Source organism: Rubricoccus marinus (assembly GCF_002257665.1).
GTDB classification, from domain to species: Bacteria; Bacteroidota; Rhodothermia; order Rhodothermales; family Rubricoccaceae; genus Rubricoccus; species Rubricoccus marinus.
In genome coordinates this window covers 494,402-513,117 of sequence record NZ_MQWB01000001.1, presented here as the reverse complement: position 1 = coordinate 513,117, position 18,716 = coordinate 494,402, and the positions used below count along the sequence as shown (strand labels likewise).

The 18,716-nt window shown below is 69.6% G+C and carries 14 protein-coding genes; 5 read left to right on the top strand and 9 right to left on the bottom strand.

Annotated elements, in window-relative coordinates:
- Positions 1–77: 77 nt before the first annotated feature.
- The gene (locus BSZ36_RS01935) at positions 78–3,116 is read right to left on the bottom strand and encodes a TonB-dependent receptor (RefSeq protein WP_094545474.1); all 3,039 of its coding nucleotides are present in this window, start codon (positions 3,114–3,116) and stop codon (positions 78–80) included.
- Between the two features lie 307 nt (positions 3,117–3,423).
- Between BSZ36_RS01935 and BSZ36_RS01930 the strand changes: the two genes are divergently transcribed.
- Positions 3,424–4,785: an MFS transporter gene (locus BSZ36_RS01930; protein ID WP_179270970.1), complete on the top strand. Its 1,362-nt coding sequence runs from the start codon at positions 3,424–3,426 to the stop codon at positions 4,783–4,785.
- A gap of 3 nt (positions 4,786–4,788) precedes the next feature.
- Here the strand turns inward: BSZ36_RS01930 and BSZ36_RS01925 are convergent, their stop codons facing one another.
- From BSZ36_RS01925 to BSZ36_RS01895, 7 genes are all read right to left on the bottom strand, one after another.
- Positions 4,789–5,487 (bottom strand): HAD-IA family hydrolase, encoded by a 699-nt coding sequence (locus BSZ36_RS01925; RefSeq protein ID WP_094545473.1) that lies wholly within the window; start codon positions 5,485–5,487, stop codon positions 4,789–4,791.
- Positions 5,488–5,552: 65 nt separating this feature from the next.
- Positions 5,553–7,034, bottom strand: coding sequence for a transcription termination factor Rho (gene rho / locus BSZ36_RS01920; RefSeq protein WP_094545472.1), 1,482 nt, complete (start codon positions 7,032–7,034; stop codon positions 5,553–5,555).
- A 134-nt stretch (positions 7,035–7,168) separates the two neighbouring features.
- On the bottom strand, positions 7,169–8,443 hold the full coding sequence (locus BSZ36_RS01915; protein WP_218827523.1) for a bifunctional folylpolyglutamate synthase/dihydrofolate synthase: 1,275 nt from the start codon (positions 8,441–8,443) through the stop codon (positions 7,169–7,171).
- Positions 8,440–8,901: a tRNA (adenosine(37)-N6)-threonylcarbamoyltransferase complex ATPase subunit type 1 TsaE gene (gene tsaE / locus BSZ36_RS01910; protein WP_179270969.1), complete on the bottom strand. Its 462-nt coding sequence runs from the start codon at positions 8,899–8,901 to the stop codon at positions 8,440–8,442. Before tsaE ends, BSZ36_RS01915 begins: the two co-directional genes overlap by 4 nt.
- 43 nt (positions 8,902–8,944) lie before the next feature.
- Positions 8,945–9,631, bottom strand: coding sequence for a metal-dependent hydrolase (locus BSZ36_RS01905; RefSeq protein ID WP_094545470.1), 687 nt, complete (start codon positions 9,629–9,631; stop codon positions 8,945–8,947).
- 253 nt (positions 9,632–9,884) lie between these two features.
- Positions 9,885–10,679 (bottom strand): Rad52/Rad22 family DNA repair protein, encoded by a 795-nt coding sequence (locus BSZ36_RS01900; RefSeq protein WP_094545469.1) that lies wholly within the window; start codon positions 10,677–10,679, stop codon positions 9,885–9,887.
- A gap of 177 nt (positions 10,680–10,856) precedes the next feature.
- Positions 10,857–12,530, bottom strand: coding sequence for a sensor histidine kinase (locus BSZ36_RS01895; protein WP_094545468.1), 1,674 nt, complete (start codon positions 12,528–12,530; stop codon positions 10,857–10,859).
- A 378-nt stretch (positions 12,531–12,908) separates the two neighbouring features.
- Between BSZ36_RS01895 and BSZ36_RS01890 the strand changes: the two genes are divergently transcribed.
- Positions 12,909–14,387, top strand: coding sequence for a beta strand repeat-containing protein (locus tag BSZ36_RS01890; protein ID WP_143536721.1), 1,479 nt, complete (start codon positions 12,909–12,911; stop codon positions 14,385–14,387).
- 81 nt (positions 14,388–14,468) lie between these two features.
- Here BSZ36_RS01890 and BSZ36_RS01885 read toward each other — a convergent pair whose 3' ends face one another.
- Positions 14,469–15,779 carry an MFS transporter gene (locus BSZ36_RS01885; protein WP_094551099.1) on the bottom strand — a complete coding sequence of 437 codons (1,311 nt, stop codon included), beginning with the start codon at positions 15,777–15,779 and terminating at the stop codon, positions 14,469–14,471.
- A gap of 166 nt (positions 15,780–15,945) precedes the next feature.
- Here BSZ36_RS01885 and BSZ36_RS01880 point away from each other — a divergent pair, with 166 nt between their 5' ends.
- Genes BSZ36_RS01880 through BSZ36_RS01870 form a run of 3 tightly spaced genes read left to right on the top strand, consistent with a single transcriptional unit; the run spans position 15,946 to position 18,577 of the window.
- Positions 15,946–16,326 (top strand): SpoIIAA family protein, encoded by a 381-nt coding sequence (locus tag BSZ36_RS01880; RefSeq protein WP_094545467.1) that lies wholly within the window; start codon positions 15,946–15,948, stop codon positions 16,324–16,326.
- Positions 16,323–17,477: an MBL fold metallo-hydrolase gene (locus BSZ36_RS01875; RefSeq protein ID WP_094545466.1), complete on the top strand. Its 1,155-nt coding sequence runs from the start codon at positions 16,323–16,325 to the stop codon at positions 17,475–17,477. Before BSZ36_RS01880 ends, BSZ36_RS01875 begins: the two co-directional genes overlap by 4 nt.
- Positions 17,474–18,577, top strand: a complete 1,104-nt coding sequence (locus BSZ36_RS01870) for an adenylate/guanylate cyclase domain-containing protein (protein ID WP_094545465.1) — start codon at positions 17,474–17,476, stop codon at positions 18,575–18,577. Before BSZ36_RS01875 ends, BSZ36_RS01870 begins: the two co-directional genes overlap by 4 nt.
- Positions 18,578–18,716 lie beyond the last annotated feature (139 nt).

Sequence of the window (18,716 nt, the reverse complement as noted above, 5' to 3'; positions counted from 1 at the left end):
GGGAAAAGCGGAGTGGGAACGGAGCGCGCCCGGGGCTGGCGCCAGAGGCCGCTGGCGGGGCAGGCCCGCCAGGCGGGCTAGAGGCGCCCGACGCCCGAGGCGGACGGCGCCGGGGGAACAGCGGGAGATCCGCCGCCGAAGGCGGGGCTGAAGCTGATGCCCAGCGAGAACGAGGTGCCGCGCTCGCGCTGGAGGTAGAAGGGCGTGAGCCCCCCGATGGCGCTGTACGTGGACTCCGGGAAGTCGTAGACCTCCTCGGCGTTGGCGTTGAGGATGTTCTTGACCGAGAGCTTGACCGAGATCTGATCCAGCAGGCGCTGGCTCGCCACGAAGTCCAGCTGCGGGCTCGGGTTTTCGTACACGTCCGGGATGCCGACCCGCGAGAGGCGGCGGCCGAACACGTTGAAGAAGAGGCCGGCGCGCGTGTCGCTCGTGGGGTTGTCGTAGGACAGGTCCACGTTGACGAGGAACGGGCTCTGCCCCTGGAGTGGGCGCGTGTCCGCGGCATCGGGGTTGACCGTGCGGCGCTCGGCCAGCTCGGTCTCGCCAATGGTGATCTCGGAGCGCGTGACCGTCAGGTTGCCGCCGAGCGAGAGGTTGCGGAGGACGGGCCCGGTGAGCCCGAACGTCTCCAGCCTCTGGCGCGCCTCGAACTCCGCGCCCAGGATCGTCGCGTCGCTGACGTTCTGGAATTCCTGGAGCCCGTTGTCGTTGTCGATGATGACGCGCTCGATGGGGCTCTGGAGGTCCTTGTAGTAGACGCTGGCCGCCAGAAGCGAGCCCGGCGTGTTGAACCACTCCCAGCGGAGGTCGAGGTTGGAGATCAGCGTCCGGTTGAGCTCCGGGTTGCCGCACAGCTCGCCGTCGGTGCCGAAGTCAAAGGCGCAGAACGGTGCGATCTCGCGGAACGTGGGCCGCGCGAGCGTGCGCGTGGCCGCCGTGCGGACGTTCATGTTGTCCGTCAGCGCGTAAACGACGTTGAGCGACGGCAGGATGTCGTTCTCCGCGATCTGGTTGCTGAAGTCCGGGTCCTCTGGCGCCACGGCATCGCCCGTGATGCGGTTGACGACGTCGATGGAGAGGTCGGTCCGCTCGTAGCGCGCGCCGGCGATGACGCGGAGGCGGTCGATGAGCGAGAACTCCGCCATCGCGTAGCCCGCGGCCACGTCCAGACCGCCGTCGTACTGGTTGTTGTCCTGCGTGCCGTCGCGGAAGATGTTGCCGAGCAGGTAGGTCTGGCGCTGCTGCGGATCGCGCGGGTTGGCAGGGAGCACCTCCAACACGCCGGAGTTGGCTTCACTGAAGAAGGCGTTGACGGACTCGGCGTCCTCGCCGTTCAGTTGAAGGCCCTCAGAGAGGATCTCGAAACGGCGCTCGCGGAAGTCGCGGGCGGTGGTCTCGTAGAGCCCGCCGACCTTGATCGTCGCCAACCCGCCAAGCGCGCGCTCGGGGACCGTGAGGTCCAGGCCCAGACCCCCGAGAGTCTCGGTCGACTCGCGGAAAAAGTGCAGCGTGTTGTTCAGTGACGCGCCGCCCACGACCAAGTCGTTGCCGCCAGAGGCCCCGCTCAGGTTCGCGTTGGCAAAGAAGCGCAGGTCGGGCTCGTCGAGTTGGGTCTCGGCGTAGCTCGCGCGCCACTCTACGCCCACGCCCGCCGCGCGGGGAAGCTCGTGGCGCCCGCGGAGCGATGCGGAGGCCAGCTGCCGCTCGGCGTGGCCCACGACGCGGTCCGTGACCGTGATCGGGTCGCCGGTCCCGCCGATGGGGAACGGCGCCGGGCCAGAGATGAGGCGTGCCTCGCTCTCAGCGTTGCGCGAGAACAGCGTGTTCAGCGACACCTCGTTGAACTGCCCGATGCGGTACGCCGCGTTCGCGATGCCGCCGAGGTTGGACGCCAGCGTCGTGCGCTGGTCGTTGCGCCTCTGGCGGAGCTGCGGGAGCTGCTGGCCGCTCTCGTTCTCGCCGGCCGTCCCGTAGCGTCCCACGATGCCCTCGTCGTAGGACGAGACGCCGCGGTCGAACGTGCCGCTGACGATAAAGCCGAGGTCGTTTCCGAGAACGCTGAAGCGGTTGCCGAAGGCGCCAGAGGCGCTGACGTTCGGCGCCGCCGTGCCGGCCTCTGGCGCCACGCTGCGCGCGCCGAAGGCGTCGACGAGCCGCTCATTCAACTGGACCGCCGCGAGCATCTCGGGGTCGGCCTCGGGGTTGAAGCGGATCTGGCGCGAGAGGACCGGCAGGTCCGCCTCTCCCAGGAGCTCAGACGGGATCTCGAAGTCACTGGCCGTGCCGACGTACGAGACGCTTGTCGCGGGGTCCACGAGGATGTCCCCGCCGGGCGTGACCAGCGTGGAGGCGCCGGTCGAGACCGAGAGCGAGGCCGTCATCTGCTCGGGGAACGAGCGCGTGTTGATGTCCACGAGACCGCCGGAAAAGCTGCCGGGCTTGTCCGGGGTAAAGGTCTTGAGCGTGATGATGTTTTCCAGGAACTCGCTCGGGAAGAGGTCGAACTGGACCGCCCGGCGGTCGGGGTCGGCGGTCGGGAGCGTGGCGCCGTTGAGCTGCGTGTTGGCGTAGCGGTCGCCGAGCCCGCGCACGAAGACGTACTTGCCGCCCTGGACGCTCGCGCCGGTCACGCGCTCCATCGCGTCGCTGGCGTCGCTGGAGCCGCTCTGCGAGATGGCCTCGGCCGAGATCGCGTCCGAGACCTGCGCCGCGCGGGCGCGCAGCCGCAAGAGGCCGACTTCGCTGTTCGTCTCGATAATGGCGGCGGCCGTGACGGTCACCGTCTCCAGTTCGTCGGACGTGAGCTGGACGTTGATCGTCGTCGTCTGCCCCGCGACGATCTCGACGCCCGTGACCGTCTGGTCCACCAGACCGGCGAAGGAGTACTGCACATCGTAGGAGCCAGCGGGGAGCCCAGTGATCCGGTAGTTGCCGTCGAGGTCAGTCGCCGCGCCGCGCTCAATGGAGGGGACGTAGATGTTGGCGCCGATCAGGGTCTCGCCGGACTCGGCGTCGACGACCGTTCCATTGAGGATGCCGGTGGCCTGTGCGCTCGCGCCAGAGGCTCCGAAGAGGGCGACGGCCAGCAAACAAGAGGTGACGAAAAGGCGCATGAGAGGGGGTGTGGGAGAGCGCGAAAAGCGGCGCCGCAGGAGTGGGAATCAGCTGCGGTGCCCGTCCGCGAGCACACTACCCCGGCCCTGTTACGACCCGGTTACCCGCCCATTACCAGGGCGTTACCGGTCTATCACGCCAGCGTTACCGACGGCCTCTCCGGAACGCAGGCCGCACTTCTCGGCCCCTTCACGAGCGCCCTTGGGCCTCTGGCGTGGGCATATCCTCGCCCCACGGGCCCCACCCGTCTCGCCCCGGGCGCGAGATTCCCCCGGACCTTTCCGACCGCCTCTGCGTCCACCGCCGATGCCTGTTGCACCAAACGATTCCGACGACCCCTCTTCTCCCTCCGCCTCTGGCGCGTCCGCTCCGAGCGGCGACTCCGCCAGAGGCCTCTCGGGCCTGGGACTGGGATCGGCATCGCGGGCGGCTGCTACGCTGGGCGCGCTGTGGCTGCTGGTGTTCACGGCGGCCAGCCAGACCATCATCATCACGCCCATCCTGCCGGTGATCGGCGAGGCGCTGCGCGTATCGGATGCGCTCCTGGGGTGGCTGATCCCCGCCTATTCGTGGGCGCTCGCGGCGGCGGCACTCGTGATGGGCCCCGTCTCGGACCGGATCGGACGGCGGCGCGTGCTCCTCATCGGATCGGGCGCGCTGGCGGGCGCGCTGCTGCTGCACGGGTTGGTCGGCTCGTTCGTGGGGTTGATGGGCGCGCGGGTGCTTGCAGGCGCCTGCGGCGGGATGCTCTCGGGCGCGGCGGTGAGCTACGTGGGCGACGCGGTCCCGTACTCGCGACGCGGCTGGGCCACAGGCGTCGTCATGAGCGGCGTCCCGGTCGGGCTCGTTTTCGGCGTGCCGATCGGACGGGTCTTGGCGGCCGGGTTGGGCTTCCGTGTCCCGTTCATCATCTTCGCGGCGCTGATGGCGCTCACGTGCGTGCTCGTCCTCGCTGTGGTCCCGCAGCCGAAGGTGAAGCTGGACGAGAGCCGCCTGGACCTCCCGGCCTTTCTCGCGGGCTATGCCAGCCTCTTGCGCTCCGGCGACAACCGGGCGGCAGCGGTCACGTACTTCCTGATGTACCTCGGGCTGGGTCTCCTGATCGCCTACCTCCCGATCTGGATCTCCGCGACGCAGCCGCTCGGCGTCACGCTGTTCGGCGAGCCTCTGGCGGTGTTCGGACTGCCCATCGACTTTATCGCGACGCTGTTTTCGGTCGGCGGCCTCGCGAGCGTTTTGATCGGCCCGTGGGCGGGCGGCCTCTCGGATCGGACGGGGCGCAAACCGATGATCCTCGTCTCGTGCATCGGCCTGGGCCTCGTCACGCTCGGGCTCACCTACGTGGTCGGCGAGGCGCGGTGGGCGCTGTACCCGATCTACATCGCCATCATGGGGTTTTTCGCGCTCCGCGCCAGCCCGCTCCAGGCGCTCCTCACGGCGCTAGTGCCCGGGCGCCAGAGGGGAACGCTGATGTCGCTCGTGATCGCCGTCGGGCAGATCGGGACCGGCGTGGGCGGCATCATGGCCGGCGCGCTGTACGGCGCGTGGGGCTTCCGGTCCGTCACGTTCGCCTCCGCCGCGACGGTCGTCGTCCTGGCGTGGGTCGTCTGGCGGTATCTCCCCGAGCCGACGGGACAGGCCGAGTGCGTCGAGCCTCTGGCGGCCTGAGCGCTACTCGTGGTCTCCGTCCATCACGGAGATCACCAGCGGGAGGTCGTCCGCGCGCGAGACCGCGACCTCAGCCCCCGCGCTGAGCAAGACCGAGGAGTGCGCGCGCGTCTCGTGCCCCGGCGGAACCACACCGATCGCGCGCACGCCAGCGGCTCGGGCGGCGCGGATGTCGTCCACCGTATCGCCTGCCATGACGGCGGCCTCTGGCGCGACGCCCAGCCGTTCCAGGGCGAGCGTCACCGCGAACGGGTCCGGCTTGCCGCGGTCGCCCTGTGTTTCCATCCCGATCACGAGCGGGATCAGGTGCGCCCACCCAAAGTGCTGGAGCGTCCAGTGCGCGTCCGCCTCCACGCGCCCGGTCACGAGCGCGAGCTTGGCGCCAGAGGCCAGCCGCTCCAGCGTTTCTGTGGTGATCGCGGGCGTCTCCTCGCGGATCAAGCCGCTGTAGTCGTCGCCGCGGTAGCGCCGCTCGAACTCGTCCACGACCTCCGGGTACGGCGTGCCGATCCCGGCGTCGGTGAGGAGCGAGTGCGTGAGCACCCAGTCGTTGTTGAAGCCGCCCTGATCCTTTTTCGCCTGCGTGGCGCCGGCCGCCAGAGGCGTCCCGGCAAAGTGCTCGTACGTCTCCGCGATGGCGCGGCGGTACGAACCGCTCACGTCCACGAGAACGCCGTCCATGTCCAGTAATACTGCGTCCATAACAGGTGGAAGGGCCTCTGGCGTTCTCGGCGGCGCCAGAGGCTTGTCCCGGGCTCACGCCGGGGTTAAGCGGGGATGTCCGCGAGAAAAGCGTCGTTGCTGTCGGTCCCGCGCATCTCGGAGAGGAGGGCCGTCATCGCCTCCGTCGGGTCCAGGTCCGCGAGCTTCTGGCGGAGGCGCCAGATGCGCTGGAGCCGCTCGGGCGCGATCAGCATCTCTTCGCGGCGCGTGCCGGAGCGGAGAAGGTCGATGGCCGGATAGATGCGGCGGTCCGCGAGGTCACGCGTAAGCGTGAGCTCCATGTTGCCGGTGCCCTTGAACTCCTCGAAGATGAGATCGTCCAGGCGGCTCCCCGTGTCCACGAGCGCCGTCCCGATCACCGTCAGCGACCCGCCCTCTTCGACGGCGCGCGCGGCGCCGAACAGCCGCTTGGGACCGCGGAGCGCGCTCGGGTCCAGCCCGCCCGGCAGCGAGCGGCTGGCGTTGTCCCCCTCGGAGGCGATGGCGTTGTGGGCGCGGGCAAGGCGAGTAATGGAATCCACCAGCACGATCACGTCCTGGCCTGCCTCCACCAAGCGCTTCGCCTTTTCCAGTACCAAGTCCGCGATGTGGACCTGCCGCTCCGGGTCCTCGTCAAACGTGCTCGCGATGACTTCGCCGCGGATGGAGCGCTGGAAGTCCGTCACCTCCTCCGGCCGCTCGTCGATCAGCAGAACGATGAGGTACGCGTCCGGATGGTTTGCCTCGATGGCCTGCGCCATTTTCTGGAGCAGGACGGTCTTGCCTGACTTTGGCTGCGCCACAATCAGCCCCCGCTGACCTTTCCCGATGGGCGCGAACAGGTCCACGACCCGCATCGTGGTCTCGTCGCCAGAGGTCTCCATGCGGAGCTGGCTGTCCGGGTAGGCCGGCGTGAGGTAGTCGTAGCCCGTGCGCTCGGAAAACGCCTCTGGCGACTTGCCGTTGATGGTGTTGACGCGGAGCAGCGCGAAAAAGCGCTCGCCCTCCTTAGGCGGCCGGATCTGCCCGTCCAGCGTGTCGCCGATGCGCAGCGAGAAGCGCTTGATCTGACTCGGGCTGACGTAGATGTCGTCCGGCGACGGCAGGTAGCTGTACTCCGCCGAGCGGAGGAAGCCGTAGCCGTCGGGCAAGATTTCCAAAACGCCGACCTTCCGCGCGAGCCCTTCCAGGGTGATCCGCTGCGGGTCGTAGCCCTGCATGTACGCCGGCCAGTCGGGAGAGATCGGGAGCCTCTGGCGGGTGGCGCGGCGGCGGCGCGGGCGCTCGGCCTCCCGCTCGGCGGCCTGCTCCCGAAGCGACTCGCGGGAAAGCCGCGAGGAGGTGAGGTCGACGGCCTCGCGGGAACGGGGAGGTCTGTCTCCACTCTGGGCCGGCTCGTCGTCATCGGAGTCGGCGTCCGCGTGTGCCTCCAGGATGCGATAGATCAGATCCTGCCGACTCAGCCCCCCGGCGTCTCGGATGTCCATCTGGCGGGCGATTTCCTCGAGCTCGGAGGAGCGCTTCTGCTGGAGAGCGGCGATAGTCATGGGAAGACACCGCGGCACAAGGCGCCTGCGGCACGAGAACGGAAGAGAGAGGGGCGGCGCGTGCGGCAGAAGGGCGGGATCCGCACGGCTAAGGGTTTTCCTGATACAGGTCTCCCTGTGCAAGGATCCAGATTCTAACCTCCCGGGGTTGCAGAGGTTCGCTCTGTTTTCAACACGTCGGAAACGGTGACGTGGGAACCGGTTACGAGGAGCCGATCGGCGCCAGAGCCCTCGCGCCTGAATCGGTCCAGTGCGTCTTCTACGGAGGCAGCGGTTTCGACCTCGGCGCCGCAGGCGCGGAGCCGCTCCGCCAGAGGCTCGGCGCCGAGCGCGCGCTCGCCCTCAAGGCCAAGGGCCAGAACGCGTGCGCCTCTGGCGGCGAGGAGATCGCCCAGGCCTTCTACGTCCTTATCCGCCATGACGCCAGCAAGCACCCACAGGTGCGCGCCCGGAGCACCGGGAACGGCGTCGAGCGCAGCGCGCCATCCGTCCGGGTTGTGCGCCACGTCGAGCACGACGCGTGGGTCCTCGCTCCAGACTTCGGCGCGGCCCCGGAGGCCGGTTAGAGCCACCACGTCGCGCAAGCCCGAGAGAGGCGCGGGGCCACCCAGTGCGATCTCGGCGGCGCGGAGCGCGAGGGCGGCGTTCCACGCCTGATGCGCGCCCGAAAGCCCGAGGCCAACGGGGCTGTAGCTCGCCTCTGGCGTGGTAAACGCGTAGTCGGCGCCAGAGGCGCTGACGCGGCAGGCGTCCCGGACCGCCTCTGGCGTGGCGCCTCGACGGCGAGCCTCGGCTTCGAGGGCGTCGCGCGTGGGTCCCGCCGGGAGCGCGTGGAGGAACGGCGCGCCGGGCTTGGCGATGCCGGCTTTTTCGCGCGCGATGGCCTCTGGCGTGTCGCCCAGAAGGTCCGTGTGGTCCAGCCCGATGTGCGTGACCAGCGCCGCCAGAGGCTCGATGACGTTCGTAGCGTCCAGCCGTCCCCCGAGGCCGACTTCGACGACGGCGACATCGACGCGCTGCTCTGCGAAGTAGAGCAGGCTGAGCGCGACGGTCGCCTCGAAAAAGCTCGGGCCGATCTCGCGCATCTCGCTCTTGTAGCTCTCCACCGCGGCGTCCAGCCAGGCGCCAGAGGCGGGCACGCCATTCACGCGCATCCGCTCGCGCAGGTGCAACAGGTGAGGCGAGGTGTGCAGACCCACGCGCAGGCCGCCCGATGCCAGGAGCGCCGCCGCAAAGGACGACGTGCTGCCCTTCCCGTTCGTCCCCGCGACGTGGACGACGCGGAGCCCGCGGTGTGGATCGCCCATCGCCGCCAGGAGGGCGCGGATGCGGCCCAGTCCGGGCGCATACGCGCTCGCGCCAGAGGCCGCGAACCTCGGGAGACCGAGCAAGAAGGCCTCCGCGCTCACGGAAGGCGCCCGATGCGGCGCTGGTCTCCCCCCTCGTGGCTCAAGTGTACGCGGATGGCCTCTGGCGGCAGGCGACCGGCCGCGCGCTCGGGCCACTCGATTAGCGTGATGGCCTCGGGGTCGGCGAGCATCTCGTCCAGGCCGATGCCGTCTAGCTCGTCGTCGCGCTCGATGCGGTACAGGTCGAGGTGGCGCAGCGGCGGATCCGTCGCGTACTCCTGCACGAGCGTAAACGTGGGCGAGGTGACCTCGTCCGGGGCCACGCCCAAGCCTCTGGCGATGCCCTTGGCGAGGTGCGTCTTCCCCGCGCCGAGGTCTCCCGTCAGGGCAACGACATCCCCCGGCTGGAGAAGCACTGCGAGACGCTCGCCCAGGTCGAGCGTGTCCGCCTCGCAGGCAGTCGTCGTGGGAAAAAGCGAATCGAGCGTGTCCATGCGGGCCGAGTGAGAGTGCGTCACGGTGTGCGCCAGAGGCCGGGCGCCAAGCCTCTGGCGCGGGAAGCTAGAACTCCAGCGTCTCGCCGGGCGACAACTTGCGGGCCTCCAGGCCGGCGCTCATCATCTTGCGCACGAAGTCATCGGGGTCGCCGGTGAGGAACGGGAGCGTGCCCCAGTGGAGCGGGACCGTCATCTTGGGCTTGAGCATCTGCGCGGCCTTGACGGCGTCGTCCACGCCCATCGTGAGCACGTCGCCCACGGGCAGGAACGCAAGGTCGATGTCGAAGCGCTCGCCGATCTCGGCCATCTCCGAGAAGATGGCGGTATCGCCCGCGTGGTAGATCGTCTTGTCGCCGGTTTCGACGACGAAGCCGCCCGCGAGGCCTCCGTAGGTGCCGTCCTCAAAAGAAGAGGAGTGCCGCGCGTACGTGTTCGTGACGCGGCCCCAGCCCAGGCTGGCCGTGCCGCCGGTGTTCATCGGCTGTACGGCTTTGTGGCCGATCTGCTTCTGCACGTAGACCATGATCTCGAACTGGCACACGAGCGTCGCGCCGGTCCGTTTCAGGATGGACTCCGTGTCGCCGTAGTGGTCGAAGTGAGCGTGCGTGAGCAGCAGCGCGTCCGGCGAGAGGTCGTCGGCGGCGACAACGCCTTCGGTGTGGGGGTTGCCCGTAATGAACGGGTCGAAGAGCAGCGTCGTCTCGCCGGTATCGATCTGGACGGCGGAGTGCCCGTAGTAGGTGGCGGTCATGGAGGGAGGGGGAAGAGGGGGCCGCTCCTACGCCCCTCTCCCCTGCCCCGGTTCTCCGCCAGAGGCCTCTGGCGCCACCACCGCCAGCACAAGACGCGCCGCCGAGGCCTCCCACGGCAGCGCAAAGGTCTCGCCCCGCCAGAGGCGACCTCCGGCGCGGGCGTCCGCCCTCATCGCGCGTGTGCGCGCGGGCTCCCGGGGCCGCTCGCCTCCGCGAGGCGACTGGGCGTTCCGGGCGGGGCGGAAAACGGGATTAGAACGGCCGCGGTGGCGCGGGGGGACGCGTAGCGCCGTCGCCGCCGGCGTTGCTCCGGGCATCCGAACGGTTCTGCCCCCCGACGCGGCGGATCACCTTCTTCTGGCCCGCTTGTGGCCGGTTGCCCCCGCGCGGGTCGGCCGGGCGCTCAGAAGTCGGGCGCGGGGAGCGGGCCGGTTCATCCCGCGAGGCCTCTGGCGCCGGTCGAGGGCGCTCGGGCTGCGCCTGGGACGCGGGCCGCTGCGGGCGGGACTCGGACTCCCGGGACTGCCCGACGCCTGACGGGCCGTTTGGGGAGGAGCTGGTCTGGGAACCGCTCGAGCGCTGCGAGCCGCCAGAGGCGGGGAGGTACTCGCGCGGGATGCGCGGCGTCTGCGCGAACCGGCCGCGGTCGTCCAGCGGCACCCACTGGGACGGCAGCTTGTAGAGGTAGCGGCCAATGCCGAGGGCGGCGCCGGTACGCTTCATCGCGTTGGAGAGCCCGCCTTTGACGGCCTCTACGTCGGTGTTGTCCGCGCCGTCCTCACGCCACGCCCACTCGGCTTCGCCAGAGGCGTCCACGTGGCCGGTCTTGAAATAGATGCGGCAGATCACGCCACCATCAGGCCCCGCGCGGAACTCGTTTTTCCAGCCACCGGGCGTGAACACCTCGTCCAGCCGTTCCTGCACGGCGCGGGCGGTGATGTAGGCCATCGCGAGGCCTTTCTTTTTGTCGCGGGTGGTGGCGCCGGGCTTCCACTCCACGTCCTCGGGCGCGAAGGGGGCGGAGAGGTGGTTCCAGTCGATGCTCATGGCAGTGCGGGCGGGTTCTGACACCAAGATCGGAGCCGCTGGCGTCACCCGTTTGTCACACCCAGCTGAGAGAGTATGGGAGCGTGAGCAGGACCAGCGGGCGAAACACACAGGCAGACTCCGCGCCAGAGGCGGGCGGGAGAGTTGCCTCTCGCGCAACGCATCGAGCCACGCCCCTCACACCCGCCGCTCCGATTTACGGCGCATCGCCGGGCTGCCCGAGCGAGCCCCCGCGCCCGGAGCGTCGTCCGCGCGGCGGCGGGGCGTCTCGGCCTCTGGCGTCGGGATGGCGACCGAGAAGGTGGAGCCAACGCCCTGCTCGCTCACGACCTCGATGCGGCCGCCCATCGCGCGGACCAGCCCGCTCGCGATGGCCAGCCCCAGGCCGGAGCCTTCGAACTTGCGGTTGACGCGGTGGTCCTCCTGCGCGAACGGCTCGAACAGCCCGTCCACGAACGCCTCGCTGATGCCCACGCCGGTATCGGTCACCCGCACGCGCACCTCGTTGATGTCGGGCTCCACCCGGACGGTGATCTCGCCGCGCTCAGTGAACTTGACCGAGTTGGCGATCAGCCCGTCCACGACCTGCTCCAGCCGCGACGGGTCGCCCTGGACCACGGCTTCCCCAGAGGCCCGCTCCAGCGTGAACGCGAGCCCGTTGGCCTCCGCCTCTGGCGCGTGGCGCAGGGCCACGCCGGCGACGAGCGCGTCGAGGTCCAAGGCCTGCGAGGCGAGTTCGATGGCGTTGGTCTCCAAGCGCGAGAGATCGAGCAGGCTGGAGACGAGGCGGAGCGCGCGGTCGGTGGCCTCGGCGATGGTGCGGGCGAACTCCGGGACCTCTGGCGGGGCGCCGTCCAGGGCGCGGACCTCGTCTTCGAGGATCTCCGCGAACCCGCGGATGGCGCCGAGCGGCGTGCGGAGCTCGTGGCTCATCGTGCGGAGAAACGCCATGCGGGTTTGGGCGGCGCGCTCCGCGACGCGGCGAGCGCGGACGAGCGTCGTCTCGGCGTCTTTCCGCTCAGTCACGTCGGAGAGGATGCCGCCGACGGCGAAGCGCCCGGCGGCATCGATGTTGGGCGTGGCGCGCTCGCTCACCCAGCGGACGGAGCCGTCGGCAAGGCGCAGTCGGTAGTCCAAGCGGCTGGGCTCACCGGCGCGGAGCCGTTCGTCGTGCGAGGCGAACGTCTCGGCGTCAACGTCGGCCACGAGCGCCTCCCAGCTCACCTCGTCGTTGACCAGAAGGCGCGGCTCGACGCCCGCCATCGCCTCCACCTGCGGCGTGACAAACGCGTAGCGCCGCTCGCCGTCCTCGTCGTAGCTGAACGTGAAGAGCGCGTCCTCGAGGTCCGCGACGGTGCGCTGGAACCGGGCTTCGGACTCGGTCCAGGCCCAGAGCGTGCTGAACAGCGCCACGAGGCGGGCCGCGCTCGCGCGCGTGACCTCGTCGTCCGCGCCGGCGATGACGAACACGCCCTCGGCCGCCCCCTCGAACGGCACGCGGAGCGCCGCCTCCGTCCCGAGCACCTCCAAGAGGTCTCCGTGGGCCTCTGGCGGCACCGCCGTCGGCTGCGTGCTGTCCAGGGCGTCCGCCAGAGGCATCTCGACAGGCGAAGCCGTGTCGACGGGCCACGTCGCGCAGCGCACGAGAACGTCGTCCCCGGCCACATATGCGATGGTCGGCCGCCCTCCGAGCGCGCCGCTGAGTTGGCGCACGCCGGCTTCGAGCAACGCCAGAGGATCCGGCCGGCCGAGCGCGACGGCGCGAAGTTCCGCCTCGGCCTGCTCCATGCGGAGCTGGAGGTCGAGGGCCGCGAGGAGGTCGGGGACATCGGGCGAGACGCGGGGAGCCATACACCAGCCAGGGATTTCCTGAGGTATCGGCGGGTTGGCCCGCGGGTGAAGCGGCCTCTGGCGCCAGAGGCCGGCGGCGGCTCAGAAGCGTGCACCTAGACGCCATCAGAGAACTACGCCGAAGGCGATCACCACGCGGCGTTGATCGACCGTTCTGACCCCTGGGCATATCCTCAGCAAACACAAACGCTAGCGCGGGTTACAACATCGGCCTCTAATACGCCCTGAGGCGCCAGAGGGCCGCTTGCTGCAGGTCGGCTTTCAGGATTGAATGCCTCGCTCTCCAGTGTTTACGGCGCCCGCACGCCTTAGGAGTTCCTCCAGCGGATAACCTCTCCCCCATTACCTATGCGACTCTTTCTTCTAGCCGGCGCCCTCGTGCTGATCGCCGCCCCAGCGTACGCGCAGAACACTGGCACCGTCACCCAGAACGGCTCTGGCAACACCGGAACCGTGAACCAGAACGGAGGCTCCGGCAACGACGGCAAGGTCCTTCAGGGTGTAGATGGCGGAGGCGCTCTCGGGCTTGCTACCGGCAGCAGTGGCATCGTGAATCAGACCAATGGCACAGGCAACGCGGCGACCATCCTGCAAGGGCCAAACGGTGGCAGTTCGACAGGCGATATCGCGACCACTCACCAAACGGGTGGACTATCCAATCAGATAACCGTCGAGCAAAGCCGTGGAGCGGCAGGAATTGGCTCTACGAACGAAGCCACCGTCACCCAGATCGACGGAGATCAGAACCGGGCCGTTGCCTCTCAAGCTGACGGAGGACCGGGCAGTAGCAACGTCCTGACCACCACCCAGGATGGGGGTGTGATGAACTACCTCGATGTCGAGCAAGCCAACAACGGGGGATCGGGAAGCCAGAATGAGGCAGCCGTGACACAGACCGGAGGGACGAGCAACGAGGTGTTTGTCGATCAAGGCGACGATGCCGGCAGCGGGGACCTCAACAAAGCGACCGTTTCACAATCCGGTGGCGACGACAACAGAGCCGTCGTCGAGCAAGGAGAAGGCGGCGGTACGGGAAGTTCCAACGTTGCTACCATCACGCAGATCGGAAGCAGGAACGACGCGGACGCCGACCAAGCCGCGAACGGCGCGTTTCTTGGCGACTCAAACGGCAGCGACATCGCTCAGACCGGTGACGACAACGACGCGCTGACCATCCAGGTCGGCAACGGCGGGAGCAGCGACGTCGATCAGACGGGCGACAACAACGACGCGACTGTGAACCAGAATGGCATGAGCAACACGGCCATTTTGCAGCACGACGGCGACAGCAACCTCACCACCATCTTGCAGGCTGGTGACAACAACCGGGCTGCAGAGCGGATGTCGAGCAGCAACGTCAAACGAAGCGACCGCAACGATATCGATTTTGCTCAGACTGGAAACGGCAACAACGCTGCTTATGAGACCTGGGGCAGCGACAACACCGTCGACATCGTGCAGACAGGCGACAACAACAAGCTGTACGTCAACGCCAGAGGCGTGGGCACGGTGCTCAGCGCCCCTGGAGGCGATGTGAACAGCAACATCGTCACATTGACGCAGGACGGGAACGGCCATGTTCTCTCCGGCGCCCTCGATGGCATCGGCAACACCATCACGACGATGCAAACGGGTACCGCCAACCGCATCGGTACCACGCAGTTTGCCGACGACGGGCTCGTCGTCATCGGAGACGGCAACATGATCGACGTGCTTCAGGAGATGACAGGCAACGACGCCTTCATCAACGTTCAGGGCGCGACGAACACCGTGGACATCGACCAGACGACGTCAGGCAACACGGCCACCGCTACGGTATCCGGCATGAACAACACCGCGACGGTGATCCAGCAGTAAACCTCCGGCGAGACATCGTTGTAGCGCGCCCGGCTTCACCACAGCCGGGCGCGCTCTGTATCGGGCCTCTGGCGCCAGAGGCTATCCTGAGCCGTCGCGCTCCGCGGGCACCATCACCAGCAGCCAGGTGAGGCCCGCCGCTACCTGGATGCTTGCAAAGGCGAGGACCGCTGTCCGCAACGGCACGCCCATCTCCAGCGCGACGCTGGCCGCGAGCGTGGACGCGCTCTCGACGAGCGCGAGGATGAGCCAGTCGGCGGTGAACACGCGCCCGCGGAAGCGGTCTTCCGTCCGCATCTGCAGGATCGTGGTGGAGAGCACCCAGTTGGCGCCAGAGGCCGCGTGCGCGAAAACGACCGTCGCGAGGAGCAGTAGCGCGCTCGTGCCCGGCTCCCACGAGAGCGAGCCCACGGCGAGGTAGCCCGCGCCGCTGATGGCGATGCAGGCGCCGAGAACGGCGAACCAGCGGCGGGTGTCGCGGAAGAGGGCACGCGCGAGGATGGGCCCGATGCCCGTTCCGAGGCCTCTGGCGGCGAAGAGGAGGCCGATGCCGGTCGTACCCGCGCTCGGAAAGAGGCGGTCACCGATCAGCGCGAGGCAGAGCATGAGACCTCCGCCGCCGAGCGTCCACGTCGCCTTGGCAAGCGCGGGGCGCAGGACGCGCGCGTTCTCGCGGAGGTAGCGGATGCCGTCGGCGGACTGCCGCCACGCTTGGGCGAGGACGCTCCCGCCAGAGGCCTCGGCGCGCTCCTGGGGGATCGTCATGCCGGCGATAAACGCCGCGCTCACGAGGTACGTCACGGCATCGAAGATGAAGACGGCGTCGGTGCCGAAGAGGTCCACTGCCGGGCCGCCCGCGGCGGCGCCGAGTGCGAGCATGACCGACCACGAGGCGGATAGCAGCGCGTTGGCCGTCAGCAGTTCGCCTCTGGCGGTGATGTTGGGCAGCGCCGCGCTCTTGGCCGGCCCAAAAGCGGCGCTGACGGCGATCTGGCAGAACGCGAGCGTGTACAGCAGCCACAGGTCGCCCGGCTCGCGCACGAACAGGAAGCCAAGCACGATGACCGCCCGCAGCAAGTCCGCGCCGATCATGACATGCTTGCGGTCCAGCCGATCCACGAGCGCCGCAGCGACGGGCGCGGCGAGCGCCAGAGGCAACAGCTTGGTCAGGAGCACGCCCCCCAGCGCGAGTTCGCTGCCGGTCAGTTCCAGCGCCAGGCGGTACAGCGCGAGCGTGTTGAACCAGTCGCCGAAAAGCGAGACAAGCGTGCCACCCCACAGCCGCCGCACGTTGCGGTTGCCCCGGATAAGCGCGAGGTAGCCGATCTCGGCGGGTTGCGCCCCGGCGGGTTGCGCCTCTGGCGGATCGGCGGGGCGGCGGCGTGACGGCATCGGCCCCCAACCCGCGGCGCGCGGCGCGGTTCGCCCCTGGCGCCAGAGGCCGGCGGGGTCTTTCAAGAGAGGCGCAGTCGCGAGATCTACACGGGCACCTCGCGCGCGCTGGGCCGTCCCACGAGGCGCCAGAGGCCACTCCTGGCGCCGTTCCCCCTCCCCGCTCATGCTCCGCCTCCACCCTGACACTCCCTCCCACGTCGTCGCGTACGAGATCGACGGGACCGTAACCGCGCCCGACCTCGCCGGGCTGTACCGCGCCGTTGAACGGGCGATGGACGGCACGAGGCCGGTCCACCTCTACGGCGAGATTCATGGCGTGGGCGGCCTGACGCTGGACGCGCTGAGCGCCAACGTCCGGCGCAGCCTCGCGCTGCTGCCGCGTATTGGGCGCGTGGACCGGTACGCCGTCGTCAGCGACCGCGGGTGGATCACCGTGGCGGCGACCGTCCAGGGCGCCGTGATCCCTGGCCTGACCGTCCGCACGTGGCCGACGTCCGGGCGCGAGGACGCCCTCGCGTGGGCCTTCGAGCCTCCGGTCCGATGAGCGGTCTGCCCTCCGTCCCGCTGCTCAAAACGCTCGGCGCGCGAGCCTCTGGCGAGCGCCAGAGGCGCATCGAGGCCTCGCCGCAGTGGAACGGATCGCGGTTCGTCAACCCCGAGGGCGCACGCATGGCGAGCGGCGCCGGCGCGGCGTGGGAGTGGCTGACGGGCGGGAGCCCCCACCGCAAGCCCGACGCCTCTGGCGTGCCCGTCGTGCGCCGCACACGCGAGGACTTCGCCTCGCCCGCCAAAGGCCTCCGCCTCACGTGGATGGGCCACGGCACGACGCTCGTCGAGATCAGCGGGCGGCGCTTGCTTGTCGACCCGTTGTGGAGCGGCAACGCCTCGCCGGGACGGCTCTTCGGCGTCAAGCGGTTCCACGCCGTGCCGCTGGCGCTGGAGGACCTCCCGCCCCTAGACGCCGTGCTCATCACGCACGATCACTACGACCACCTGGACGCCGAGACCGTGACGGCGCTCGCCGGCCGCGTGCCGCGCTGGGTTTGTCCGCTCGGCGTCGGCGCGCGGCTGGAAGGCTGGGGCGTGCCGCCAGAGGTGGTGACCGAACTCGACTGGTGGGAGGACATCGAAGTGCCCCACGCCTCGGGCCTCCGCGTGACCGCAACGCCCTCGCGGCACTTCTCCGGCCGCTTCCTGACCGACCGCGACAGCACGCTTTGGTGCGGGTTCGTGCTCCAGGCGCCAGAGGCCTCTGGCGGCCACTCGGTCTACATCGGCGGCGACGGCGGCTACTCGGACGGCTTCCGCGCCGTCGGCGAGCGGCTGGGGCCGTTCGACGTGGCGCTGATGGAGATGGGCGCCTACAACGAGGCGTGGGCCGACATCCACCTCGGGCCGGAGCAGGCGGTCCAGGCCGCGCTCGACGCAAAGGCCGAGTTGCTCCTGCCGGTCCACTGGGCCACGTTCGATCTCGCGCTGCACGGCTGGACCGAGCCCGCCGAGCGCGTGCTCGTAGCGGCACGCAAAGCCGGGCTGCCTTTGGCGCTGCCGCGCCCGGGCGAGAGCATCGACGTGACGCCAGAGGCCGCGGGTGCCGAGCCCACGCGGTGGTGGCCGGACCTCGTCTGGCAGACGGCCGAGGAGGCGCCCGTCGTATCGTCCGGGGTCGATCCCGCCAGAGGCTTGTTTTCTTGAGCGCCCGCCTGTCCCACCGCCGCGTCCGCCGCGCCCTCGCCATCGCGCCGGGGTTAATTCTGGCGTGGTCGGTGGCGGCGTTCGTGGCGGCGCGCATCGTCGGCATCTCGGCGCCCAACGGGACGGAGAGCCTCGCGGTGGCGGTTGTTCGCTCGGCCACCATCGGGCTCACGGTGGGATCGCTCGGGGCGTGGCTGGAGACGGGGCCTCTGGCGCGGATCGGGCGGCTGTTCCCGCTCGGGATCGCGCTAGCGCTCCGGACGGTGGCGTACGCGCTCGCGGTCACGCTCGGCATCCTCGTCATCATCGGGGTCGTCTCGTGGGTGCAGTTCGGGGTTTCGCCCGGCGTGCTCGTCCGCACGCCCGAGTTCCAGGCCCTCCTCGCTGGCACTCAGATCTGGAGCATGCTGGGGCTGCTGACCGTCGCCTCGTTCGGGATCAACCTCGGGCTCCAACTCCGGCGCGTGCTCGGCCCCGAGACGCTCCTGGCGCTCCTGGTCGGCCGCTACCGCCGCCCCGTGGAGGAGGACCGCGTCTTCCTCTTCCTGGATCTCACGGACTCCACCGCCATCGCCGAACGCCTCGGGCCTCTGGCGTTCACGGACTTCAAGAACGACTTCTTCGCCGACGTGGCCGAGCCCGTCCTCGCCACCGGCGGCCGCATCGTGCAATACGTCGGCGACGAGGTGATGGTCTCGTGGCCGATGGCGAGCGCGCTCAAGACCGCCGCGCCGCTGCGCTTTTTCGCGCTCGTCGATGAGCAGATCGACGCCCGCGCGGAGCGCTACCGCCAGAGGCACGGCGTGGTCCCGGCGTTCAAGGCGGGCTGCCACGGCGGGACCGTGGTCACGGCCGAAGTAGGCGACCTGAAACGCGACATCGTGCACTCGGGCGACGTGGTGAACACGGCGGCGCGCATCGAGGCGGAGTGCCGCCCGCGCGGCCACCGGCTGCTCGTCTCGCACTGGCTTCTGGAGCAGATGGCGCTGCCGGACGGCCTCGCGAGCCTCGCGCTCGGCCCCATTGGGCTGCGGGGCAAAGCCGCCGAAGTGGATATCTGCGCCGTGCAACGCGCTCAGCCCTCTGGCGTGGCGGCCTAGCCGGACGCACAGGCGGCACACCACGCAGGGCCTCTGGCGAGATCAGGTCCCGCCAGAGGCCCGCGTTCGCGCTCAGAGGGCGGCTTCCACCACGACAACCAGCCTCCGCGCGCGAGACCTCGCGCCAGGACGGCGCGGG